Source organism: Candidatus Firestonebacteria bacterium RIFOXYD2_FULL_39_29, from assembly GCA_001778375.1.
Taxonomy (GTDB): Bacteria; Oederibacteriota; D2-FULL-39-29; order D2-FULL-39-29; family D2-FULL-39-29; genus D2-FULL-39-29.
This window is the reverse complement of the sequence record MFGV01000044.1, coordinates 1-26479: the sequence shown is the minus strand read 5'-3', so window position 1 is coordinate 26479 and position 26479 is coordinate 1. Positions and strand designations below refer to the sequence as shown.

Below are 26479 nucleotides of genomic sequence, written 5' to 3'. Positions count from 1 at the left end.
AGCCAGCCATTCTAAGAGGTATTTTAACAAACTTTTCTACAAAATGCTGAAAAATAAAGCATTTTAGGAAAATATTTTAACAAAGGACAGATATAAGTGAGGATAATGTTTGTCGGTTTTAAGAGCATGATCCCCACCCTATCCCTCCCCTTATGATAAAGGAGAGGGAAATACATGGTAAGGAGAGTATAACAATGACGGATTGTTCTTGCGGCGGCGGTGTAAAGAGTTACCTGATATATTCCTGTTCGGGAGCTTGTGATACAGCAGAGATATCTGACCTGGCGGCAAGGAAACTCAGGGCTTCAGGTGTTGGCAAGATGTACTGTCTTGCGGGAATAGGTGCTAACCTGCCGAACTTTATTGAACAGGCAAAAGGCGCGGATTTAAATATCGTTATAGACGGGTGTTCAGTCAACTGCGGCCAGAAGATATTTGAAGGTAAAGGTGCGAAGACAAAGTGTTTTACCGTGACTGATTTTGGAATGGAAAAGGGAAAGTCCCCGGTAACTCCTGAGAATATAAAGAAAGTTGTGGATGGAGTGAAGAAAAGAATAGGATGCCAGGGCAGATGCTGAGAGGCATAATGTTTAGAATTTGGTATAGGAGGATATTGTGAAAAAATTGATAATACTTGCTGCTATTTTTTGTGTTCCATTCATCTCATTGGCGCAGGAAGTCAAGCCGCAGGATAAAGAATGGGTTTATGTTTCCGAAACATCGGCTGTTGTTTATTTCTGGACGGACGAACCTGTAGGTTCTTATGTTGAATACGGCTCAAATAAAACAAAATTAGATCAAAAGACCGAGAAAACAAAAATGAGCAGAAAAGGACACCTGTATATATTGTCCGATTTGAAAAAAAATGCAGTGACATATTACAGATTAGTTACTATTCTTGACAATAAAGAAACCAAAGGAACGGATAAAGAGCTTAAAACGAAAAATATTACAAAAGCGGTTTATATTGACGGAGATTCAACCGGAACGATTGCGCTTGATAAGGCTGATACTACATATGTGTTAACTAAAGATATAGATGTGTCAGGCGGGGCTTTCAGGATAAAAGCCGGCGGGGTGACTTTAGATCTTGGAGGTCATACCGTAAGCTATGGAAGCGGCTCGGGGATTTACATTGAGAAATCCGGAACAAATGTAAAAATTATCAATGGGGTTATTAAACAAAAAAGCGAGGGGAAAGAGCATGCAATAGATATTTACGGCAACAATCCTGAGATCTCGGGATTAATTATTGAAACAATAGGTGATAGTAATCAGGCGCTTTCCACATATCCTAATGAAGACCCGATGAATGATTATACAGGCGGTTTTATCCATCATAATAAGATATCTGATAATTCCAAATTTGGTATAAAAAAATGGGATAGATGGAATTATGAGTCGTGTCTGTATCTCGCGGGGCCGGAAACAAAAATAAATTATAATATTATTACTGGTTTTTACAGATTGATTGTGGTTGTTCAGGGGCGCGGCATGTCGGACACGGGCGGCGGAGAGATTGCTTATAACGATTTATATTTAAATTCAGGAACATATTTTTCGGACGCTTTAACGATAGAGTACAGGTGCGCGCAGGTTCATCATAATTATATTTTTGCAGAAGGTATCTCTCCGAGTGGTATTATGCTTGGAGGTCAGGCTAACAGAAAGACAGCAGGAACAGGCGGAAGATATGCGAATGTCTACTCTAATGTCATTAAAATTAATGCAAACAAAGAAGATAAAAGTCTGATTTTTGATTCTTATAATAAGTTCCTTTTCGAAATGGGGATGGGTATTACAGTGTCATCAGGGAGTTACGGGCATAGAATATATGATAATGAGATAACTGTTGAGTCTGATAAATACGATGTTTGCGGTATGAGGGTTGTTAATATTATGTTCGAGGACGGTGATACAAAAATATACAAAAACAAAATAACCGCTACAATTAAAGGCAAAGGAAGAGCAATATGCATTGCTGCAACGGGCGGCTGCGTGTCCGAGACAGTTATTTTCAGTGAGAACATATTGATAAGCAATTCCTGTAATATTGCCGTAGGAGATCTAAAACACGTCAGACCGGGAAAAGGAGAGCAGGACGGCTGCAGAAATGCTAAATTTATCGCTAATACAATAATAAAACTGAGTAATATGCCGAATTATAAGACGATCCGGTGCGGTTATGATACTATTGATACAAACGCAATATTCATAGATAATAAGTTCGAAGGAGGTGCCGGCCCTGAAAATATTTTGTGGGACGGGACAGGGGACCGGAAACTGCTGTTCGGAAAAAGAGTACTTGTTACGGTAAAAAATGAGAAAGGAACTCCGGTAAGGGGAGTTAAAATATCAACTAAAATTGATAATCCGAAATGGGAAGTATACGGAGGGTATACGACAGTTAACGGAATTTTGGAAATAGCCGTTATTGATAATGTTATTTCGCCGAAAGGCAAGTCAGCTGTGCCCTCAGATACTATATTTGTCGTAGCGGAAGATTATGAAATTGCGAAGGTTGCCGCAGGAACAGATAAAAAAACTCTTGATATTGTAATGAAACCGGGATATCCGGATCCTGAAGAAATAATTAAAGGATACAGGGAAAAAACCAGTGACATAAGGGCTCCTGAAGGAGATTGGGATTGGTTTCACGCAAATCTAAAAACAGTGTATGAAGAGGGAAAATATGAAGGAGTTACTTCCTGCGCCTTTTACTGGCAGACTGACGGAAGAGCCTGGGGTTACGTAGAGTACGGTCCGGATAAAAAATACGGCAAAAAGACCCTGCCTATTGTAAAACCTAATTTCGGGCATTTATATCATGCCAGGGGGCTTTCAGGCGGGCAAACGTATCATTATAGGCTCGTTTCAACCGGGACTGACGGCAAGAAAATAATGACGGAGGATAAGACTTTTACAACAAAAACGGATAAGGGATATAAAAAAGTACCGGAAGACGGTAAAGCAGAAATGATAACTATTAATGCGCCGGGAAGATATTTGTTAACTAAAGACCTGAAAGCCGTAATTCCCGAAAGCAATGCTATATCAATTAACAGTTCGGATGTTTACCTTGACCTTGACGGACATAATGTACTTTACGGAAATCATCCTGCGCCCGGAAAAATTTCAAGAGGCTGCGATGTAATGGAGAATTCGACCGGCGTTACGGTTGTAAACGGAAGGATATATGAAGGCCCTCATGATGCGGCTGAGTCTCACGCATTTTTCCTATGGAGAAGCAGTAAGTTTAATATCGGCTGGATGCATATGGAAATAAGGTCATTTTATACAAGCGCTTTGTCGATGGTTTATAATTGTTCGAATTTTGAAGTCCATCATAACGTAATGGTTGACAACGGACACGAGTATGCGAACAGGCATGACCAGATAAGGTTTATAGATCTCAGATTCAGCGGTGATTACGGAAAGATACATCATAATGTAGTTGTCGGCGCCAGGAATCAAGCCATAAGCGGCGGGGGAAAGAAAGATATGGAAGTCTATGACAATTGCTTTGAACTTGTCGGACATTCGACTAACTCCGCTTGTGTTGCTCTTGGTAACGCTGTGATAAGCAGAAATAAAATAATAGCAAGAGGCGAGCATCCTCATGCAGCATGGGGCGCAGCCGGATGCCAATATATTGATAACAAACTTGACGCAATGACCGACAATTGCATAAGTTATGAGTACATGGGAGCTCTTGGAGGTGTTGCGTTCAGGACAAACTACGGAAGCAGTGATAATATGGTCTGTACTGGAAATACAATGGTTGCCTGGTCAAGAGACGACGCATCACGCGATTTTAGAGGGGGAAACAGCTGGGTATTCTGGCTTGCGGACATAAACGGGCAGGAAAATGTTTTATTTAAAAACAATATTTTTGTCTCTATGGTTTACGACGGACTTACGACTAATGGACTTGCGCATTGCAGTACGTCGCCTAATATTAAATATGAGGGCAATACGGTTATATCAAATTATAGATGCGTTACTTTCGGAACGCATCGCGGTGCGGGAAGAAACAGCAGATGGTCGAATAATACTTTTATCAAATTGGGGAAAGATCCCAGATTTAAGACTTTTGGGAATGAACATAATGAAAAGTATGACGGAAATATCCTTACCGGATCAAAATTTGTCGGCGGGGCTAGTTATGATCTTAAAGGTCTTGAGACAAATTAAAAATAATTGTTCACAGGAGTCTTCATGAAGAAAATAGTTGGGTTTTTATTTTTTGTTATATTGTTGTTTTCGGGGTCTTCAGTAATTGCGCAAAGTTCGGTGAAACTGCCTAAAATGTTGGAGCTTGGGTCTGTGAGCTGTATTCCGTGTAAAATGATGGCGCCGATTGTAGAGGATTTTAGAAAGAATTACTCGGATAAGTTTACTGTGGAGTTTATAGATGTAAGTAAAGATAAAAATGCGGCTATAAAGTATAGTATCAGTGTGATACCCACACAAGTATTTTTGGATTCAAACGGTAAAGAACTTTTCCGGCATATAGGTTTTTTCCCGAAAGAGGATATTCTAAGCAAGTGGAAAGAACTGGGTTTCTCTTTTGATAAAAAGCCGGTGGTAAAGCCTGAATCGAAACCGGAGAATACTTTTAAAAGATTTGAACCTGCGCAGATAGACGGCAGAACAAAAGACGCTATCTGTTATTTGTGTGATAAGGATATTATTCCAAACAGTACGGTAGCGATAAAGACGGTTAAGGGAGCTGTAAGAGTTTGTGGTTTGCACTGTTACTATATTGTTTACTCATGCCTGACAGAAGATAAGACAGGTATTGAAGAAAAAGTTATGGTAACGGACTATAAGACAAAAGAGCAGATTTCGCTTCTTAAAGCGGTTATCCTTTATGGTATTGATGAAAAGACAGGAAGACCTTCTATTAAGACCTTTGCTGACAAGGAAGATGCTCTTGCTGAAAAGAAAGACAGTGGCGGAAATATTATCAGTGCTGAGGTATTAAAAGATAAAGAGCTTGTAAACAGATGCGGTTTTTGCGACAGATCCGTTTATCCTGAGGATGCTGCATTAGTGAAGGCGGGCGGGGTTAGCACCTATGGTTGTTGCTCTCACTGTGCTCTGGGAGTTGCGGCAAGAACAGGCAAAGATATCGAGGTTTATCAGAAAGATGCTTTGACGGGTGAGATGGTAGTCATAAAGACCCGCGATGGGAAGATAGCTTCCCTCGAACCAAAAACAGCCATTGCCTGGTTCGGCCAAAAGAAAAATATAGAAGGTAAGTTTGTCTCTGCCGGATGTTTTCATCAGGGCTTTTTTATTAACGAAGCCAATCTGAAAAAATGGGCGGATCAGAATCCTCTGGAAACAGGGGAGATGATAAGTATAGAAAAAGCTCTTGCAGACAAGATGGCTTTGAAGAAAGAACAGATAATGAAAGCCTGCAAGATAGGCGAGTGCGCGCCGAAATAAAGAAAATAGCGTCCATAAGGTCTATAATGTCTGTAAAAGTCTATAAATGTCTAAAAGATTAAAGCTTTAGATACAGGATGTACCAACTAGTTCTTGCTTTTATAGACTTTTACGGACTGTTATGGACTTTTATGGACAATTCAGAGATCTAGGAGTTATTCTTATGGACCAGTTATTCATTACACTTACGCGTGCTGTCGAAGGTTCACCTCTCATTGCGCTTTTTGCTTCCTTTGCTTGGGGAATTCTAAGCATTATCTTAAGTCCTTGCCATCTGGCGAGTCTGCCTCTTATTGTCGGGTTTATAAGCGGGCAGGGAAAGATATCCGTTAAACGGGCTTTTGTTATCTCATCAGCATTCGCAGTCGGTATACTTTTAACGATAGCTCTTATCGGTGTGATAACCGCGGCAATGGGAAGGATGCTTGGGGACACAGGACAGTACGGTAACTACATTGTAGCCGCTGTATTTTTGGTGGTCGGGCTTCATCTCCTTGGTGTTATCCCGATGCCTTTTTCAGGCCCAAAACAAGTTGGCATGAAACAAAAAGGACTACTTGCCGCATTTTTACTCGGCCTTATATTCGGTATAGCTCTCGGCCCATGCACCTTTGCTTACATGGCCCCTGTTCTTGCTGTTACGATGAAGACCGCTTCGACACAACTTGTATATTCCATAGCACTTTTACTTGCATATGGCATCGGTCATTGTGCCGTTATCGTTTTAGCGGGAACCTTTAGCGAGGTTGTCCAAAGGTATCTGGACTGGAACGAAAAGTCCAAAGGCGCCGTGATAGTAAAAAAGATATGCGGCGTTCTGGTGATACTGGGAGGCATTTATTTGATTATGAAATGATCAAAGATGTTTGGATGTTTAGATGGTTGTCCGCCAATTATATAGGACGGATTTTTCGAAGAGATGATTGGAGAAGAGATAATTGCTGATAACCAGACACTGGTAGTTGACTTTTCAGATTTTAAGGTATCGTTAGTGAAATCCGATATATAATTGCTCCAAATCCGGCTAATATTTTGCTTGACAATGTATAGGGAGGGGGGTATTCTATTATTGTCAAGTGGAGGGCGAAAAACATGAAAGAAAGACGAAAAGAGACACTTATTCATATTAAACGAATACAAGGTCAAATAGATACACTTGTGAAATATATTGAACAGGAAAAAACCTGTTTGGATATAGCTATGCTTACAACTTCTATTGCAAAATCATTTGACACTTTAAGATTTAGAACCCTTGAAGGGTTTATTATCAATCATATCCTTGAAGGAAAGGGTGTCTCAAAAGAAAAACGTATAAAGAAGCTGAATTCTCTGATTTCGCTGTATAAAAAATAGCAAACTGTGTTTTGCAGGGAAAAGGTACATGATGAAAATTGCAGGTAAAATCAAAATACTGTCCGTAATGCTGTTGACCAATGTAATATTTTCTGTTAACAGTTATTGTGAAGAAAAAACATTAGCTCTTGAGGAATGCCTGAGTGCTGCTGATAAGAGTAATTTTGAACTGACATCCCAGCAATACAGGATAAAAGAAACTAATTCTAAATATAATCAGGAAGTAAGCAATTTATTGCCGCAGATTGATGCCAGTTTAAGTTATTTAAGGTATGACTGGCAATTACCGAGCAAGAAGGCCTTGTTTGGCTCCTCTTTGGATGATTATTATGCGGATATATCTCTAAAGCAGATCTTGTATGGGGGCGGGAAGTACATTGCAAGAATAGACTCCTCTCGATCCGCGCTGGCGGCAGAGAAAGATAAGTATGAACAAACAAAAAGCACTGTCTATTTGTCGGTAAAAAAATCGTACTATGAGCAAGTGCGCGCACAATTTGCCTTAAAGACCCAGAATAAGCTGTTTGAAAAGTTAAATGATCAATTTAAAGTTGCCCGGTTGCTATATAACAGCGGTAAGACGACTAATCTGGATGTTTTACGGATTCAGACCCAGCTTGCAGCCGCAGAAGATACAATAGATAATCTCAGGAATCTGGTGTATACGAAATCATTGTTATTAGGCCAGGTGATGGGAAAAAATGAGCCGGTCAACGCGTCTGTCGATCTGCCGGAAATAAGAGAAAATATTAAAATACATACAACCTGTCTTGATAATGAGTTTAAAAACAATCCGGAATTGAAATATGCGGATAATTTGGTAAAGAAATCGGAATACGATATAACTGTTGAATCGGGAGAAATGTTTCCGACTGTGTTTCTTAGAGCTAATTATTCATGGGAGGATCAAACATTCTTCCCGGGAAACTCCAATTGGTATGTTGGTTTAGGTTTGAGTCTGCCGATCTACCATGGAGGAGCTATTGCTTCAAAAATAGAACAGGCAGCGTACAGAAATAAACAGCTTGTTGAAGCGCAAAAACAACTGAAGTTAGGACTTTCTGTAAGGTTTCAGTCAGCAAGAGCAACGGTCATTGATAAGACAAACCGCTTAAAAACAACTAAGAAGGTTCTTGATCTTTCAAGGGAGGCCTTAATTGCCGCTGAATTAAGATATAACTCGGGAAAAACAACTGCTACAGAATTGCTCGATGCTCAGACCGTGTGGCTGAATTCCGAGTTGAGTTATTTTAACAATATTGTTGATGTTATAATTTCGTTGGCGGAAATAGAAAATATCTGCCCTGACGCAATTGCCTCGGAGGTCGTAAAATGAGAAAGCCAATCAGTATTTTCCTGCTAATAATTGTAGTTTTATCAGCCTGCGCGAAAAAAGAACAGCCAAAGGAAAAGGTATTTCCTGTTAAAGTCGTAACTTTAACGCCAAAAGCAATCTCTTCTACAATAATACTTGCAGGTACTGTAGGCTCAAAAGCATATTCCCTGGTGAGCGCTCCGGTAGAAGGCAGCATTTTCAGGTTGAATATTGTCGAAGGCGATAATGTCAATTCAGGAAAAATATTACTTTATATCATGCCGGTTGACCAGCAAAATATATTGGGGCAGGCACAAGCGGATTATGAACAAATAAAAACGGACTTGGAAAAAACCCCGGAGCAAAATAGAAATGAACTGGCAGAAAAGCTCAAAGAAGCCCTGGAGCGACTGGAATCGGCAAAAAAACTTTATAAGCCGATCCCTGTGGTCAGCCCTATCGCAGGTACAATTATCTCAAAAAGTATTGAAGTCGGGAGTAATGTTTCAACAAAACAGGCGTTAATTGAGATTGCAGACCTGAAGCAGTTGATAATCAAATCAGCCGTATCGGAAGAATATATTTCTAAAATACAAATAGGTCAAAATGTTAAAGTCAAAATACATTCACTGGGAGATGGTTTTCTTTCCGGGAAAATATCTGTTATTACCCCGGGAATAAGGACCGAAAGCAGGACTGCGGATATAGAAGTGTCAATTCCGCAGGAAACGAGAGTACGGCCGGGGATGACTGCCTTAATTGAAATAACCGTGGAGCAAAAACAAAATACGCTGATAGTTCCCCAGGATATATTAATTGTAAAGCCTAACGGAGATAAGTTTGTGTTTGTTTCGGAAAATGATACGGCAAAAATGATCAAAGTTGCGACCGGTATTGAGTCAAATACGGAAATAGAAATAATATCAGGGCTGAACAATGGAGATAAAGTAATAACAATGGGGCAGGAAAACCTTAAAGACGGGGCAAAAGTTAAACTTCCCGAAGTAATCAAGCCTGTAAAGGGAGAAGGTAAGAGCAAGTGAAAATAACAGAGCTTTCAATAAAAAAACCGATTTCAATATTTATCCTGATGGTTGCTGTGTTGGTTGTCGGCGTAATGTCTTTTATTCAGCTTCCTACAAATCTGCTTCCCAACATTACATATCCTATGGTGAAAGTTTATATTACCTGGCGCGGCGCTACCCCGGAAGAAATTGAAGACAATATTGCCGATGTGGTAGAAAAAAAAATGGCGACTGTGGATAATCTGGATTATCTTGATGTACAGTGTACGGAAGGCCTTTACACACTGCTGGTTTACTTTAAGTATGATGCCGACAGAGATGTCGCTTATCAGGATGTCCTTGCAAAGATGGGCTTGGTAAAGAAAGATCTGCCAAAAGATGCTGATGAGCCTTTGATATTTAAAGCGGATCCTTCTCAATTACCGGTGATGGACCTTATTATTACTTCAGAGGAGCAGGATATTATAAAGCTTCGTACCTGGGTTGAAAATTATCTTCAAACGCAGTTTGCTTCAGTATCTGGGAGCGCGGGCTCAGAGGTTTCAGGAGGAGCAAAAAGGGAAATTCGTGTTTACCTGGATCCTCATAAAATACAGGTTTTAGGGATTTCTCTTGATAAGATAGCGCAGAGGCTGAAAGAGGAGAACCTGGAAATGGCCGGCGGGCGGGTAACAACCGAAAGGAAGGAATTCACTGTCAGAACGCTGGCGGACTATAAGAATGTGAATGAAATAAAAAATGTAATTGTCGTTCCTGATAAAAACGGCAGAACTATTTATCTGAAAGATATCGCAGAAATTAAAGATACCAGTGATATTCAGAGAGTCATTACAAGGTTAAATAGAAAAGAAGGTGTAAAACTCTCGATTTTCAAGCAGGCAGAAGCAAATACCATCGAAGTGGAAAAGAATGTGCAGAAAAAGCTTAAAGAGTTGAAAGCTGTACTGCCTGCAGGTATAAAAATAGGCGTTATCTACAATCAGGCAACATATATTCAAGCCGCTAATAACGGTGTCCGTGATGCCGTGTTGATAGCAGCGTTATTGGTTATCTTTGTAACCTGGTTTTTTCTCGGCAGTTGGCGGCGAGTTCTGATCGTTGTAACGGCTATGCCGCTATCACTGCTTATGACATTTTTTGCAATGAAAATGCTCGGTTTTTCATTGAACATATTTTCGCTTGGGGCTCTTGTTCTGGCCATTACCATAATACTTGATGATGCAGTTGTAGTACTTGAGAATGTTACGAGGCTGCAGGAAGAGAAGGATGCCAACGCAGTCATAAAGGGAACTAACGAAGTCGGAACTGCGTTAACGTATGTGACGCTGACCTTCATGGTGTTATTTATGCCGTTTCTGTTGGTATCCGGGCTTGTTTCTCTTTTATTCCATGAGCTGATAATTATAATTGCAATAGCCATTGGAAGTTCAAGAATAGTCTCTTTTACGGTTACGCCTATGCTGGCAAAGTATTTTGAAAAAGCAGAGAACGAAAAGATCACGATAGGAGATAAATTACTTGAAGGATTAAAGAGTAATTATCGTAAGTCACTTAATTGGATTCTTAATAGAAAAATCTTGGTAATAACTTTTACAGGTGTTCTTTTTGTCTTAGGTTTATTTTTCCTTGCAAAGATCGGTTCTGAGTTTTTGCCACAGGCGGACGACGGCATGATAACCGTAAAGGTAAAAATGCCGACCGGTATTGCCGTAAATGAAACAGGGAAGGTATTGACAAATATTGAAAATACAGTCAAGGAACTGCCATTTGTAGAAAGTTATTCGACTCTTGCGGGGGGAAGGATCTGGGGGCTGGTAACTTATGAGATAGCAAATGAAGGCGAAGTAAATATACAGCTTGCGCCAAAAGCAAAACGAAACATTAGCACTGATAAGTTCGTCAGTAAGTATGCCGAAGAAATACAGAAAGGTGTTAAGTATCCCGGGGCAAAAGTTAAGATATTTCACTCAAAAATGAAGGGGATAATGCAAACAGGCGATTTTGATGTTGAAATAGAGCTTTACTCGCCTAAAACTGCTTCTTTGCTTGAGATGCACGCGACAGCCGGAAATCTGATAAGTCAGATTAAGGATGTGCAGGGAATAGCAAATCTGGATATTTCCATTGATGTAACAAAACCCGAGTATCAATTGTATCTTAACAGGGGAAAACTTGCCGATCTCAACCTCAGCGCAACGCAGGTGGCGAACACAATAAAAACGCTTGTTGACGGGCAGGTGGTAACTTCATTTAAAGAAGAAGGTTATTATTATCCGATACGCATTGTAATGAATGAGGAATACTTTCGAGGGAAAGAGGATGTCGGCAATATTCCGCTTTTTAACAAAAACGGTCTCATTTATCTCCGTGATGTGGGAACTCTGTCTCACATGGTTGGCCCGGTTGAGATAGACCGCAAAAATCAGATGAGATTAATTAAAGTTACCGCTTCCGTTGTGGGCGCGAATATAGGCACTACAACGAATGCCGTGTATGCTAAAATAAAAGACGTGCAGCTGCCCCAGGGCAGTTTTATAAAAGCCGGCGGCCAGGCGCAGATGATGAAGGAGAATTTTAAAGCTCTGGGTATGATACTTGTTTTAGCTTTGTTTTTCGCCTATGTCATTCTTACGATACAATTTGAATCTCTGATCTGGCCTTTGCTGATTCTTCTGAGAATTCCGCTCTCTCTTGCCGGGATAACCGCGGCGCTCTTTTTCACCGGTACGCCTTTAGGCGTAACCGTATTGATAGGAGTGCTTATTCTATCCGGAATAGAAATAGTCCACGGCGTTGTATTGTTAACATTTATTCAACAGCTTATGGAAAAGGGCATGGCAGTAAAAGAAGCGGTAATTAACGGCGCCTTGATCAGAATGCGCCCTGTTCTTATGACTGCCTTTGTGGGAATATTAGGCCTTGTTCCCCTTGCGTTTGGACTGGGAGAAGGAACAGAATTATTGAAACCGATGGCCATTGGAGTTATCGGTGGTCTTTTGTTTTCGTTATTTTTAACTTTCTATTTCATGCCGGCGGTGCTGTTAATGATAATAAATAAGAAAAGGTAGGGCGAAAGGAAAAAGCAGTTGAGCAGTGAGTATAGAATATTGGAGGACGGAAGACGGAGAGCGGCGAACGAAGTGAAAAACAACGCTCTATTTTTAATTATTGCGTACTTTCTTTTTATTTCTTTGTTTAGTGCTTAGAATTTAAATCTTAGTTATTGCTATTATTTTGTTTCGAATTTCGAGTTTAGAGCTTTCCGCCTAAGGCGAGATCTCGCTTCAAACGGACGAATTTTGGAAGGAGTATATATGTCGAATAAATTTGTATCACAAGATGCCTGCGGCTGCGGCACCGGGGCTTCCGATTGCTGCGGCGGTCCAAAAGTTGAAAAGCATACTTCGCTTGATATCATTGGCGGTGTAGAAACAAAGGTTGGCGACATTCCTGTCGTCTCGACTAAACTTACTTTCAAAGATACTCTCGGAAGCTGGCGGATGAGATGGGGGCTTGGAAGGTATGGATATTCAATAGAACCCGGGATATATGCGGTTGGTAAACCAAAGAGTACTTCGCCTGTGTTTGTTTCGGCTAATTATAAGATGTCTTTTGACAGGTTGAGACAGCAACTGCAGCAAGGACAGAAACTACAGCAACTACAGCAAGGAAAGCAAGGACAGGGAAAAAAGAAAGAAAGAGGAGTTATAGATTCGTTTATACTGGTACTTGATACAAAGGGGATAAATGTCTGGTGTGCGGCGGGGAAGGGGACTTTTGGAACCGAAGAACTTATTAAACGCATAAAAGCGGTAAAACTTGAAAAGGTAGTTTCGCATAGACAAATAATTCTTCCCCAGCTTGGAGCGCCGGGAGTTGCAGCGCATATTGTCGCAAAGAAAACCGGATTCAAACCGGTTTATGGTCCCGTTCGGGCGAAAGATATTCCTTTGTTCATTAAAAACGGAATGAAAGCCGATGAAAAGATGAGGAGAGTTGAATTTCCTTTCAAAGAAAGATTGATCCTTACGCCCATAGAAATAATCGGCTCCTATAAGATCCTGGCAGGCGTGTTTGTGTTTTTGGCAGTGATAAATTTGTTTAAAACGGGTGGTTTGAATATTCAGAATACTCTATACGGTTTTCTCCCTTACCTTGGTTCTGCCTTAGTCGGTGCGGTATTAGTCCCGGCATTTTTACCTTGGATTCCCGGAAAGTCCTTCGCTTTTAAAGGCTGGCTTCTCGGTCTTTTATTTGTTTCAGTCATTGGAAATATTTATTTTCCCGGTCAAAGCGGTTACTTGACCTGGGTATTAATACTTCCGGCCATCTCAGCCTTCATTGCATTAAATTTCACCGGTTGTAGTACCTACACCTCTCTTTCAGGCGTAAAGAAAGAAATGAGGTGGGCAATACCGTTGATTGTACTGTCTGCGGTAGCGGGAATCATAGTGAGCTTTTTTTAATGCAGACGTTTGGAAGTACGGATGCGCGGAGGCTCAGAGGCGCAGTTAAAATAAATAATACTACAATAATGTAAGACTTTATCTCGTTCTGTCAACGGAAATTGGTAGGAGATATATTACATAGCGAGAAAAGCTTTGCTTATGTACCTTTACAGACCTTTGCAGACGTTATGGACAAAATGCTAGTGGAGGAGAACTATTATGAAATACTTAAGTAACGTATCAACCCTTAAGCTCAATTTGCACAAGTGCTCGGGCTGTGGGATGTGCTTAAAAGTCTGTCCTCACGAAGTATTCGCTGTCAGGAATAGGAAAGCAGTTATTGTTGATCTTGATTCCTGCATGGAATGCGGGGCCTGTAAAATTAACTGTTCTTTTGGTGCGCTGGAAGTAAAAAGCGGAGTCGGCTGCGCTGCGGGAATAATGCTTGGCGCCTTGCGTGGAACAGAAGCAACCTGTAATTGTAAGTAGTAGAAGCATTTGTTTTGCCTTTCCTTCTTTTTTATTGTAAAATACTGATACAGTATGATTTTCAGGGTGAAAAAGCGGGAGGAGAAAGAAAATGAGCGTGAAATTCATAACAAATCAGGAAAAAGTACTTGCCGAAGTCATTAATAACATCCTTCCGAGCACCAAAAATTGGAATGTTTTGGTTGGTTATTTTTACTTTTCAGGCTTTCAGGAAATATATGGCAATTTGAAAGAAAAACATGTAAAGATCTTGGTTGGGATGAATGCCGGTGTTGATGCGAAAAATATGATCCAGGAGTTCATCTCTTTAGGCAAAAACAATCTGACAAGAGGCGAGCAAAGAGAAGAATATTACAGCTCTTTGGTGAATATTATCAGCGAAACCAAGGATTTTGATACACTTGAAAAGCAGGAAGCTTTCAGGCTTTTCCTTGAAAAAATCAATAATGGAACTCTTGAAATAAGGAAGACGGTAGAACCGACACATGCGAAGCTTTATATTTTCGAGCACGAGGTATCTCATTCTCAAGGCGGCACCCTTCCCGGGACGATAATCACGGGCTCCAGTAACCTGACTTACAGCGGATTAAAGAAGAATTATGAAATAAATGTGATTTCTCGAGATACGACGGATTATGCTGAGTCAGTGAGGATATTCGAAGAGTTATGGAACTCCTCAATTTTGCTTGCCGACAAAGCGACTGTAGAAATATTTATGCGGGGAGTTGTGGACAAAATATTTATAGATAAACTTCCGACACCCTATGAACTTTATATCAAGGTGCTTGATGAATATTTCACGAGATACACCGAGCAGGAGATAAAGTTACCTCACGAAATAACCGAAGGGAAATACATAAACCTTAAATATCAGGAAGATGCCATCAAGCGGGCTATTGATATAATAAAAAAACATAATGGAGTGATAATAGCGGATGTTGTAGGACTGGGGAAAAGTATCATTGCTTCTGCTGTGGCTCACAATCTGGGGTTAAGAGCGGTTGTTATAGCTCCGCCGCATCTTAAGGAACAGTGGGAGGAGTATCATAATCAATTTGAGTTCTCCGCCAGGGTGTATAGCAGCGGAAAGATCGAAGAGGCGCTGGAACAGTTAAATGACGAAAAAGAAAAACTGATAATAATCGACGAAGCTCACAAATACAGAAATGAAATGACCACGGATTACGCGAACCTTCATAAGCTCTGTCAAAAAAATAAAGTAATGCTTCTTACCGCCACGCCGTTTAATAATAAACCTCAGGATGTTTTTTCCATGATAAGGTTGTTTCAGATCACCACAAGGTCTACAATTCAAACGGTAGAGAATCTTTCATACGAGTTCCGGACTCTAATAAAAGAATATAATGAGCTAAAAACAAAACAGAAAAAAGAGAGCCTGTCTCCGTCGCTTATTAAGAAGGAAATAGAAAGGATAGCGGGGAAAATCAGAGATATTATGTCCCCGGTTGTCATCAGAAGGTCGAGGCTTGATCTTGAAGCCATCGATGATTACAAAAAGGACTTAAAAGCGCAAAAAATTGAGTTCCCAAAGGTAAAACCGCCTGTCCTTCTAGAATACGAGCTGGGCGATCTTACTGGGCTTTATATCGCCACACTTGATAAGATCGAGAACAATTTTAAAGGTGCCAGATATAAACCCGCTGTCTATCTTATAGAAAAAGATAAATATGTAAGGGACGTTGCTCGGGATCTCGGAATAGATGTCAATCTCCTTAAGCAGGGGCAGGCAAACCTGGCGGATTTTATGAGGCGTCTCCTGGTAAGAAGATTCGAAAGTTCCATATGTGCTTTTAGGAAAACGCTTGGCTCAATGATAAAATCTTCGACAACCATCCTCGAATGGTATGACAGGGTAAAGAAAGTTCCTATATACAAGAAAGGGCAGATCCCTGATGTCAGCTCTCTTTTTGATTCAGAGGGCGATGATGTCTTTAAAGAGCTGGAAAGCTATATGGTTGATGAAAAGCTTGAAAAATACGAGGAAAAGGGTTTTGCGTTTGTTGACATAAAAGAGCTGAGTCCTGATTTTAAGAAATATGTACTTGCCGATATAGAGCTTCTTAAAGAGATCCTGGCTGAATGGCCGATGGAAGAGATAGCCTCGGATCCCAAGCTGAAAGGTTTTCTGGAAAAGGTCAAGAAAAGCCTGGAAAAAGACCCAAAAAGAAAGATTGTGGTTTTTACGGAGTTCTCTGACACCGCTGATTATTTATTCAAAGAATTGAAAGACACGATAAGAGTTTTTAAATACTCTTCCAAAGATTCCAGCCCTCAGAATAAGAGTGCTATTAAAAAGAACTTTGACGCGGGCATACCGGAAAAACAGCAGGAAAATAATTATGATGTACTGGTGGCTACCGATGCTATTTCAGAAGGTTTTAACCTGCATCGCGCAGGCACAATATTCAATTATGACATTCCCTATAATCCTACGAGAGTAATACAGAGGATAGGACGTATAAATAGGATAAATAAAAAAGTATTCGACGAGCTGTATATTTACAATTTCTTCCCGACTGCGACAGGCGAGAAAGAAATAAATACGAAGAAGATAACCACCCTGAAGATCTCCATGATTCATGCTCTTTTCGGGGAAGATGCCAAGGTCCTTACAAATGATGAGGAACTCCAGTCGTTCTTTAAAAAACAGTATGAAGAAGAGATAAAAGTCCAGGAAGCCCTTTCTCCGGAAGCAAAATATGAAAATATCATCAGGAACTTGAAAGCGTCAAAACCGGAGTTTATAAAAAATATCAAAGATATTACAAAACGGGTGAGAATAAAGAGAACTCAGAAAAAAGATTCCTCAGGGGTTATTGTTTTCGGCAAGAAAGGTTCGGAGTATTCTTTTAAATTTGCCGGAAGTGTTAAGGACGAAGCCTTTGCCCTCCCTGTGGCGGAAGCGCTGAAACTTTTTGAAGCCGCCGCAAGCGAAAAATCAGAAAAAGTCTCAAAGGAGTTTTACCCTGTTTATGAAAAGATTTACGAAAATCTATTTACGAAACGCTCGGAAATACACATGGATAAGGGCAAAAGGGATGCCATAGAAAAGATAAGCTCCTTGATAAATAAAGTACCGGCAGAAAAAGATTACCTTGAAGACCTGAAATATGTGATGAAAGACCTGGACTCTCTGCCGAACAGGTTCATGAAAGAGATAAGAGCTATAGAAGACAAAGACATTGAAAACGGCATAAAAGCCCTGAAAAAACAGGTTCCCCAAAGCTACCTTATGAGCATAAGAGCACGGGAAAAAAGTGTGGACGAGGGGAAGGAAACCCTGATACTGTCAGAGGAATTGATATAAAACTCCTCAACAAGACAGGGTCAGAGCCTGTAGTTGCTTGATTTATCAAGCTTTTGTTGAATGAGCAAGTCGGTGAGCAAGATAGTGCGCAAGTCAAAAGCGTTCTGTAAGGAAACAGAAATATAGAAGATGTTAAAGGGAATGTGTATGAAATATAAAATATTTGTTAGTGGAGTACAAAAAGAGCTAAAAGAAGAAAGACACTCTATAAAGCATTTTATTGAAAATAATGCGTTGCTGAGTGAGCATTTTAGCGTTTATCTGTTTGAAAAAGATAATCCTTCAATGAGTAAATCCCCTGAAACCGCCTATATTCAAAAGGTTGGTGATTCTGATATTTATTTGGGTATGATAGGTTATGAATATGGAAATGCAAAAGGAAAAGAATTGTCAGCAACAGAGAAAGAATACAGAAAAGCTGTTGATTTAAACAAGGAAATTCTCTTCTATATAAAAGGACAGAATAGCCGCAATGATTTAAAAAGAGATAAAAGAACACAAAATTTAATAAAGGAAATACGTGATTCAAGTAAAGGGTATTGCTGTAACAGGTTCAATAGTATTGAGGAATTGCAAAACCAGGTACAGGATAGTCTGATCCTGTTCTTAAAAGAAAAGGGTGTTATCAGGAAAACAACTTTTGAAAAAGTAGAATGCGAGGAATCAGACTTTAACGATATTGATACGGATAAAATAAAATGGTTTTTAAAACAGGCAAAAAAAGTAAGAAAGTATTCTCTTGATGTTAATTCGGACGTGAAAACTGTTTTGACGCATCTGAATATTCTGCAGGGCGGCAATTTAACTAATGCTGCAATCCTGCTTTTTGGGAAAGACCCGCAAAAATATTTGCCTCAAGCTCAAATAAAATGTCTGTATGTTTCGGGTGTGGAAATTAAAAAACCTTTTAAATCATTCCAGCCTTACGGCGGAAATCTGTTTAACCAGATAGATAAAGCAACAATATTTGTTATGGATTCCGTTAGAAATGCTCTTGTTCAGCAGAAAGGCACGGTACAGGTTAAAAGAGTAAGTGAGATACCCGAGTTTGTGATTCATGAGGCCATAGTTAATGCGATTGCTCATCGTGACTATAATTCATCGGCAGGTGTTCATGTTAATGTGTTTGCCGATAGAATTGAAATATCGAACTCTGGGAGCCTTCCTTCGCAGTTATCGTTGGATGATTTAAAGGTGCCTCATTCTTCTTTTGCCACGAACCCGCTTATTGCTAACGTTCTATATCTCTCGGATTATATTCAAGGGGCTGGTTCTGGTACGATAGAAATGATAGAGCAATCCAAAAAAGCAGGTTTACCTGAACCTGTATTTGAACTTAAAAGGAACGTGGAGTTTAAAGCCATTATCCCAAGAGATATTCTGACTGAAAAAACAATGAATGAACTTGATTTAAATGAGAGACAGAAACTAGCAGTAAAATATTTAAAGGAAAACGGAAAAATATCTAATGACAAATACAAAGAGCTCTGCAGTACAACAAAAAGAACTGCATCTAGAGATCTTGCGGATTTATTAAAAAAAGGAGTTTTAGAAAAAATAGGAACAACAGGAAAAGGCACATTATATATTGTCAGATCAATGGGGTCACAAAGGGGACAAAGAGGACAAATCGGAAAGGGGACATAAAGGGGACAAAGGGGACATTTATGGGGCATTGAGAAAAGCTGTATTTGGAACCAAGTAGGAACTAAGTTAGGTTAAACCTGACGTGAATCTGTCATTTGGAAGGAAATTTATAAATTTTGTCATCCTCGAGTGCTTTTATCGGGGATCAAGTTTCTTGTTTTGCTTTTAATAGGAGCTTAAATGTCCATAGATTTTAAAAAGAAATACGACAGAACCGAGTATAAAGAATTCTTCCGGGATGGACTCCTGCCTGACGATTATACGGAAAGCAGGGATGAGGATATAACCCGTCCGCACAGTTATAGTTATATTAAAAATGTTGTCAAACTCGGCGAGTACAAGCCCTGGGACCTTAAGGTCTATGAGATAGAACACGAGTCAGAGAACGACCCGAGAGTTTCGCTTTCAAAAGAAACCTTTAAGATGATGATATCTTATGGGGTTGAAAATGCCCTTGTAATATTTACATCAAGAAATTCCGACAATTTCAGACTTTCACTTGTTACGATTAACCTCAAATTTGAAGAAGGAACAAAAATAGTCAGAGAGTTTTCAAACCCGAGGCGCTTATCGTTCTTTCTTGGACCGGATGCAAAACCAAAAACTCCTAAGCAGTTTCTGACAGGCAGGGAAAAACCAAAAACTTTTAACGAATTGCTAAAAAGATTTTCAATAGAAGCAGTTACTGATGAGTTTTATAATGAATTTTCACCAAAATTTGATAATATTGCAGAATCTGTAAAGAAAAGTTCTAAAGTTAATGTTTCTGAAGAGATTGCAAAAGATTTTGCCCTGCTATTTGTTATTCGTGTGATTTTTATAGGTTTTCTACAAAAGAAGAGATGGATTGGGGGCGATCAGGAATTTTCGCAGAATTTTTGGAATGAATACAAGGAAAAGCACTATGGAAAAGATCAATTTTATGATAAATGGCTCAAAGCCCTGTTTTTCGAATCCCTAAACAGCCCTCCAAGAGCCTTGATAAAATATAAAAATCCGGATTTCTCAAAAAAGACAAAAGAAGCTCTTGAAAAAGCTCCATATCTAAACGGGGGTTTGTTTCAGGAAAAAACAGGCATAGATGACATTGGATTATCTATAAGTGACAAACATATAGAGGAGTTCTTTAATTTTCTTTTTGAATACAATTTTACCATAGAAGAAAACACTCTCTATGATAAGAATCTTGAATTAAACCCGGAATTCCTGGGAATAATATTTGAACGGCTTGTAAATAAGTCCGACGGTGCGGTCTATACACCTAGGACGGAAGTGGATTTTATGTGCCGGATTTCCCTTGTGAAGTGGCTTGAAAAGAATAATGCTACGCAAATTGACAAAAAAGACCTGTATGAACTATTTTTTATGGAAATAGGACCCGGTGACAAACTTGATATTGATCAAAAATACGGAAGTTTTTCTAAAAGGCAGATAGACGATCTTTTGAATATGATAGAAAATGTGACGATATGCGACCCTGCTGCCGGGTCAGGTGCTTTTCCTGTCGGAATGCTTCAGGTTATTGACGAAGTAGAATGTGTGCTTAGAGAAATGAAAGGGAAAGAAAAAGCCTGTATTTCGTCTTTTGACAGAAAGAAAAGGATAATTGGCAGATCGCTTTATGGCGTAGAGGTAAAACCGTGGGCTGTGTGGATTTGCCAGCTTCGCCTCTGGATAACACTGTTTATTGAGGCCTCTGAAGATATGCGCTTGTCTATTGAACCGATACTTCCAAGTCTGGATTTTAAGATTGGTTGCGGGGACTCGTTAGTGCAAATGGTGGGTAGTAAATTGTATCCGGTTTCAGAGAAGATAAACCTTTCTTCCGGCCTAAAGAGGAAAATTACCGAGTTGGCTCATGACAAGATAGATTATTACGACAACAAAAAAAAAGACAAAGATATGATTTCACATAATGAAGATATAATTTTTCTTGAAATGCTTGAGGAGGAAATCAGTGAAAAAGAAAAAAATATCAGACAGTATGAAATCCGTGAGATAAAATATACAGGAGCACTCTCGGCAGAATTGAATGAGCCTGAACAAAATACGCTGCCGCTGAATGCGCTGAAAATCTCTGAACTAAAGAAGCAGATAGAAGAACTTAAAGAAGAAAGAAAAAGCCTTATGAAAAACCATCCTTTAATATGGAGTATAGAATTTCCTGAGATATTCTTTGAAAAAGGCGGTTTTGATATTGTTATCGGGAATCCTCCGTATGTAAGGCAGGAAAAGATAGAAGATCCGACCGGAAGGATAGTTGATAAGAAAGAGTACAAGAATAGATTGCAAGAAATGGTAAGATTGGATTTTCCGAAAGCGTTTCCGCCAAAGAAAAAAATAAATGCACAATCAGACCTGTATTCATATTTCTATATAAGGTCCTTGCGTTTGCTGAATGAAAAAGGCGTTCATACTTTTATCTGTTCAAATTCCTGGCTGGATGTCGGTTACGGCGTTTGGCTTCAGGAATTTCTACTTGATAACGCAAGGGTTCATTTTATCTTTGACAATCACGCTAAAAGAAGTTTTGCAAGTGCCGATGTAAACACTATTATTTCAGTAATTGATGCGCCGATTAAAAAGCCGAACCAAAATGCTCTGGCAAAATTTGTTGCATTTAAAAAGCCGTTTGAAGAAGTCATTTACACGGAAAAACTCCTTGAACTAGAAAATGCCGACAAAATAGTTAAAACCGAAGATTTTAGAGTATTCCCAAAATCCATTATTGAGCTAAAACAAGAAGGTTGGGATTATAGTGATGAAGAGGATGATGAAGACTTTACGGAGAGCATGGTAGCAGAAAACAGGCAAAATTACGGTTTCAGTATAGGAAAATATATTGGTCAAAAATGGGGTGGAATATTTCTGAGAGCTCCAGATATTTACTTTAAAATATTAGAAAAGGGAAAAGGCAAGTTGGTTAAATTAGGAGATGTTGCTGATGTTAAATTCGGAATTAAGACCGGATGCAATGAGTTTTTTTACCTTGATGAAACAATGATTGAGAAGTGGAAAATTGAAACGGAATTTCTAAAGCCTGTTATAAAAAGCCCTAAGGAATGCAGGTCTATATTAATAGACACGAATGATTTGAAGTTCAAAGTATTTTTGTGTAATAAAACAAAAGCTGAGCTTAAAGGCAAAAACGCCTTAAAATACATCGAATGGGGTGAGAAACAAAAAACAGAGGATGGAGTTTTATGGAAAGATGTTCCAAGCGTAAGCGGAAGAAAATATTGGTGGCATATTGATTATCAGAGTGGAAATATATTTTGGGGAAAAGAAATCAGGGAAAGATTAGCGACATATATTTCGACAAATCCTATCGCTGCAGATTGCAGATTGTATTATGCAACGGCTGATTTAGCTGTAAGATTAATAACGAATTCAACATTTTGCTATTTTTTTGGAGAAGTAATGAAAAGGGATTTGGGCGGTGGGGGTGGACCTCGTAGCTTGATGGTCTATGAGGTTTATGATTCACTAGTTTTAGATCCCAAGATCTTAAGAGAAATTGATAAAAACAAGTTTAGTGACTTATTGAAACGTGAAATAAAATCAGTTTTTGAGGAATGTGGAATAGATCCTAAAAAAGAAATTAGAGATCAAAAACCAAATCCTTTGCCCGACAGAAAAATGCTTGATGAAATTGTATATAATTCGCTCGATTTAAATCAAGATGAACGTAATGAGGTTTACTGGTCAGTTTGTGAACTCGTTAAGAACCGTCTTTCCAAAGCTGGAAGTGTATGAAGAAAGTATTTTTTGATACAAATGTTTTTAATAGATTATTCGATGATAATAAAATATTTGAGAAAGTCATTTCGCTTAAAGAAAATGGCAAGGTTGAGATATATTCTAGTACAGAGGTTTTTGAACAGTTAATTCATACATATGACGTAAATCCAGACAGAGCAAAAGGGCTTTGCATCAAATTCTCACAACTAGTGGATAAAGATAAAATAGTTATGGGCAGATTGTTTTTGCTCTTGATGGAATTAATGCATTTTAAGCACGGTAAAGGTAACCCGAGCATAATTCTTTCCGGCAAATACAAAGATGAATTTCTTGAAGTGTTGAAGAAGTCCACAGAAACGCCACCTGATAACATGGAAGAGTTTAAGAAATTGCTTGATGAACGGAAAAAGAAGAATTTTAATGGCTTAAGAGGTGTTGCAAAAGAAAGAAAACAATATTTTGACGATAAAATTAAAGCAGAACTAGGGAACTACGAGACATTCTATAAAAGGTGCAATGAATTAGGGGCAATAAAAGAGGCATTAATTCAATATTTTGAAAATCTGTTGAATAAAAAGATTGTATCCGAAGTTGAACTAGGTGATAAAGATGATCTTGCTGTAAAAACAGAGGCAGCGATAGATAAGCTTTCGCATTTTAAATGTGCGACATCTTTACATGTGGCATTGGCATACAGATATAGCATAGAAGGGAAGAAGGCAAAACATGGGGATTTGGAGGATTTAGGAATAATAATAGCTGCTTCGACACTGGATGTTTTTGTCAGCGATGATGAAGGCGCAAGAGAAATGTTTAGAACATTGTTTCCTCAAAAAAATGTTTATTCTACAATAGAATTTATAAAAGAATATTAGTAAATTAAAGACTCAGCGTTTCAGAAATTATTTAGTTGAAAAGGAACAAGGTGAGTCAAGGAGATCTTTTGGAGCTGCGATATGAAAAAGCCATAAAGGATAGACAAGCTTTCATTGAAAAAATACTGATATCAAAATCTAATAAAAAAATTATTGTAGCCGGCCCCGGAACGGGAAAAACATACCTTTTTAAGAAAATATTGAAAGGCAAGAATAATACACTAACTCTGACATTTGTAAATGCTCTTGTCGAAGATTTGTCTTTGGAGCTCTGTGGAATCTCGGAAGTGAAAACATTGCATAGTTTTGCGCTTAGCATTTTCAAAAAAAATATTAATAATGAAGCAAGAATATTTCCAAAACTTTCAGAAGTTATTAAACAGGATGCAGCGGTTTTGTTAGATAAGAATATTGATTTTGATTATATATTTCATAATATGGATGATACAAACGAACATGTTAAATTCTACATGGAAAGAAGAGAATATTATCATGATTATTATGGATATTCCGATATCATCTATCAGATAGTTAAGCATTTAGAAAATACAAGTAAAGATATTCCAATCTATGAACAAGTATTGGTTGATGAATTCCAGGATTTTAATATGCTTGAGGTATTTTTGATAGATAAGCTTGCTGAAAAAAATCCTATTCTGATTGTCGGAGATGATGACCAAGCTCTTTATGATTTCAAGTGTGCCGATAAAAAGCACATAAGACAGCGACATTGCGAACCGAACAGTGAATATGAGGCTTTTTGGCTGCCGTTTTGTTCAAGATGCACTTCTGTAATTATCAAAGCTGTAAATGATATTATTTTAATGGCGCAAAGGCAAGGTCATCTGAAAGGTAGGATTGCTAAAGAATATAAATATTTTGAAACAGAAAATAAAGATAAAGAAAGTAGCCAGAATCCAAAAATATTTTATAAAAACTTATTCCCGGCACAAATATCATGGTTTATTCAAAAACAAATAGAAGAAATTGCTAAAGAAGTGAAGGCGGAATTCTCAGTTTTAATTATTTCTCCATATAAAAAGCAATCTAGTCAAATTGTTGATGGTCTTAAAAAGAGATTTGGGTTTAAGAATATTAAGTCAGCCGAAGACAAAATTGAAAAAGAGCCAACCCTTTTGGATGGGCTAAAGATTTTAATGAATGATGACAAAAGTAATCTGGGTTGGAGAATAGTGCTTAAGCAACAGCTAATGAATAATGATATTGATTTTAAAGCTGTTATAAAAGAGACCAATAAGAAAGATTCAAAAAGTATTTATGATCTTATTGGAAGTAACATTAAAAAAGAAGTTAAAGCAATGTTGAAAATTCTTAAATCTATAGAAAATGATAAAGAAGTTGATAAGGCTGATATTATGGGGATTTTGGATAAATTAAATATTGATGTTTTAGAAAAAGGCAAAGAGTTATTGAGTGAGGAAATTGCCTCAAACTATCAGGGCTCAAATATACCAGGAATTAAGAGGATACCAATAAAAGCCACAACAATTCAAAGCTCAAAAGGTCTTGCGGCAGAATATGTCTTTATTACACACTTTGATGATATGTTTTATTTAGATAAAGGGCAAGTGAAAGATAAAAATATCTGCAATATTCTTGTAGCCTTAACACGAGCTAAAAAAAGAGTATATCTGATTTCAACGGATACAAAAAAGGAACCAATATTCATGAAATGGATTGATAGCCAATGTATTGACAGAAGAATTTAAAGCGATAAAAGGGACTGCGCTGGTTATTTTAACATAAACGGGACAGCGACTTTAAATTTGTCATATTATTTCAAAAAGAGTTTGAGAAGCATTTACGTGAGGGAAAATTGAATAGAAAAGAAAGAATGCAAATAGTTTTCAAATGCGGGAGAGAGTTCCTTTTTGGGCTTATTGCGAAGCATAAAGAATTGTCTGTTGATATTGTTAGTAAGCATCTTAAGAATCGAAGCTCGACATTTACTACTTTAAATTCTGCGAATAATATACTGATAAGTTCGTTGTCTAACAGAAGTATGATGAAAAACGTTATTAATTTCGCGGAAAAAGAAAAATCTCTTCAAAAAATATTATTTGGGTTTAATCCGAAAAAAATAATAAAGAAGTATGCTGATGAAGAAGAGTTATTCGAAGTTTTCAAAAGAAAGTATAATATAAGGAATGCTAAAAGCCGGAAGTGTTTATGGCGTGTTTTTGCGGGTGGAATTATATCAGGATCCAGATTTTTGGCGGCTTTCAAGAGCAGGAAGGACCTGAGTGTGTTTTTAAAGCAATTTTCATTCAATAAATATACCAAATCAGCTTTGCCTATGCTTTTAAGCGAGGAAGTAAGAGGTTTTGGAATGCCATTGGCATGCGATTTCTTACGAGAGCTTGGATATGATTATCCAAAGCCGGATGTCCATCTGATAACGATATTCAGTGAGTTAGGATTAAGCGAATCCGACAATTATTATGATGTTTACAAAGCTCTTGTTGAAATGGCCGAAATAGTTAAAACAGACGCCTTAATGGTTGATAGAGTATTTTGGCTGATAGGTTCCGGAAACTTCTTCATGGATGAAATAAATATCGGCCGCAATCGGAATAAGTTCATAAACTTTGCTAAAGCAGAGCTTAAAAGCTTAAATTAGGGACAGCGACCAATTAAAAAGAAAAGATCGGGGACAGCCCCAGAGGCGGTGCAGTCCCGCGCAGCTAATAAAATGTTTAGTCTAACAGGTGAAAGTCCTGTCTTAGCAAATTGTCCGTTCCAGCTAAGTAGATATATCTGACATAATAACCGGTAACGGTTAT

Annotated in this window: 16 protein-coding genes; all 16 read left to right on the top strand. The window is 38.5% G+C overall.

Features of this window, described 5'->3' with window-relative positions; all coding sequences use genetic code 11:
* Nucleotides 1-194 precede the first annotated feature (194 nt).
* The 16 genes from A2536_11280 to A2536_11205 all read left to right on the top strand — a co-directional run bounded on the left by A2536_11280 (nt 195) and on the right by A2536_11205 (nt 26316).
* Nucleotides 195-578, top strand: a complete 384-nt coding sequence (locus tag A2536_11280; protein ID OGF46503.1) for a hypothetical protein — start codon at nt 195-197, stop codon at nt 576-578.
* Between the two features lie 37 nt (nt 579-615).
* Nucleotides 616-4194 (top strand): hypothetical protein, encoded by a 3579-nt coding sequence (locus A2536_11275; GenBank protein OGF46502.1) that lies wholly within the window; start codon nt 616-618, stop codon nt 4192-4194.
* Between the two features lie 24 nt (nt 4195-4218).
* Nucleotides 4219-5454, top strand: a complete 1236-nt coding sequence (locus A2536_11270; protein OGF46501.1) for a hypothetical protein — start codon at nt 4219-4221, stop codon at nt 5452-5454.
* Nucleotides 5455-5617: 163 nt separating this feature from the next.
* Nucleotides 5618-6310: a cytochrome C biogenesis protein gene (locus tag A2536_11265; protein ID OGF46500.1), complete on the top strand. Its 693-nt coding sequence runs from the start codon at nt 5618-5620 to the stop codon at nt 6308-6310.
* Between the two features lie 236 nt (nt 6311-6546).
* A complete protein-coding gene (locus A2536_11260) occupies nt 6547-6807 on the top strand; it encodes a hypothetical protein (GenBank protein OGF46499.1) in 261 nt (86 codons plus the stop codon).
* Between the two features lie 28 nt (nt 6808-6835).
* Complete coding sequence (locus tag A2536_11255) at nt 6836-8143, top strand: hypothetical protein (protein ID OGF46498.1); 1308 nt, start codon at nt 6836-6838, stop codon at nt 8141-8143.
* Complete coding sequence (locus A2536_11250; GenBank protein ID OGF46497.1) at nt 8140-9165, top strand: hypothetical protein; 1026 nt, start codon at nt 8140-8142, stop codon at nt 9163-9165. Before A2536_11255 ends, A2536_11250 begins: the two co-directional genes overlap by 4 nt.
* Nucleotides 9162-12215 carry a hypothetical protein gene (locus A2536_11245; protein OGF46496.1) on the top strand — a complete coding sequence of 1018 codons (3054 nt, stop codon included), beginning with the start codon at nt 9162-9164 and terminating at the stop codon, nt 12213-12215. The genes A2536_11250 and A2536_11245 overlap by 4 nt, the downstream gene beginning before the upstream one ends.
* Nucleotides 12216-12560: 345 nt before the next feature.
* The gene (locus A2536_11240; protein ID OGF46504.1) at nt 12561-13613 is read left to right on the top strand and encodes an acetyl-CoA synthase subunit gamma; all 1053 of its coding nucleotides are present in this window, start codon (nt 12561-12563) and stop codon (nt 13611-13613) included.
* Between the two features lie 201 nt (nt 13614-13814).
* A complete protein-coding gene (locus A2536_11235; GenBank protein ID OGF46495.1) occupies nt 13815-14084 on the top strand; it encodes a ferredoxin in 270 nt (89 codons plus the stop codon).
* Nucleotides 14085-14175: 91 nt separating this feature from the next.
* Complete coding sequence (locus tag A2536_11230; protein OGF46494.1) at nt 14176-17412, top strand: hypothetical protein; 3237 nt, start codon at nt 14176-14178, stop codon at nt 17410-17412.
* A gap of 147 nt (nt 17413-17559) precedes the next feature.
* Nucleotides 17560-19059 carry a hypothetical protein gene (locus tag A2536_11225; protein ID OGF46493.1) on the top strand — a complete coding sequence of 500 codons (1500 nt, stop codon included), beginning with the start codon at nt 17560-17562 and terminating at the stop codon, nt 19057-19059.
* Between the two features lie 180 nt (nt 19060-19239).
* On the top strand, nt 19240-22815 hold the full coding sequence (locus A2536_11220) for a hypothetical protein (GenBank protein OGF46492.1): 3576 nt from the start codon (nt 19240-19242) through the stop codon (nt 22813-22815).
* Entirely contained in the window at nt 22812-23675 is an 864-nt protein-coding gene (locus A2536_11215; protein ID OGF46491.1) for a hypothetical protein, read from the top strand. Before A2536_11220 ends, A2536_11215 begins: the two co-directional genes overlap by 4 nt.
* Nucleotides 23676-23743: 68 nt before the next feature.
* Nucleotides 23744-25405, top strand: coding sequence for a hypothetical protein (locus A2536_11210; GenBank protein OGF46490.1), 1662 nt, complete (start codon nt 23744-23746; stop codon nt 25403-25405).
* A 107-nt stretch (nt 25406-25512) separates the two neighbouring features.
* Nucleotides 25513-26316, top strand: coding sequence for a hypothetical protein (locus tag A2536_11205; protein ID OGF46489.1), 804 nt, complete (start codon nt 25513-25515; stop codon nt 26314-26316).
* Nucleotides 26317-26479 lie beyond the last annotated feature (163 nt).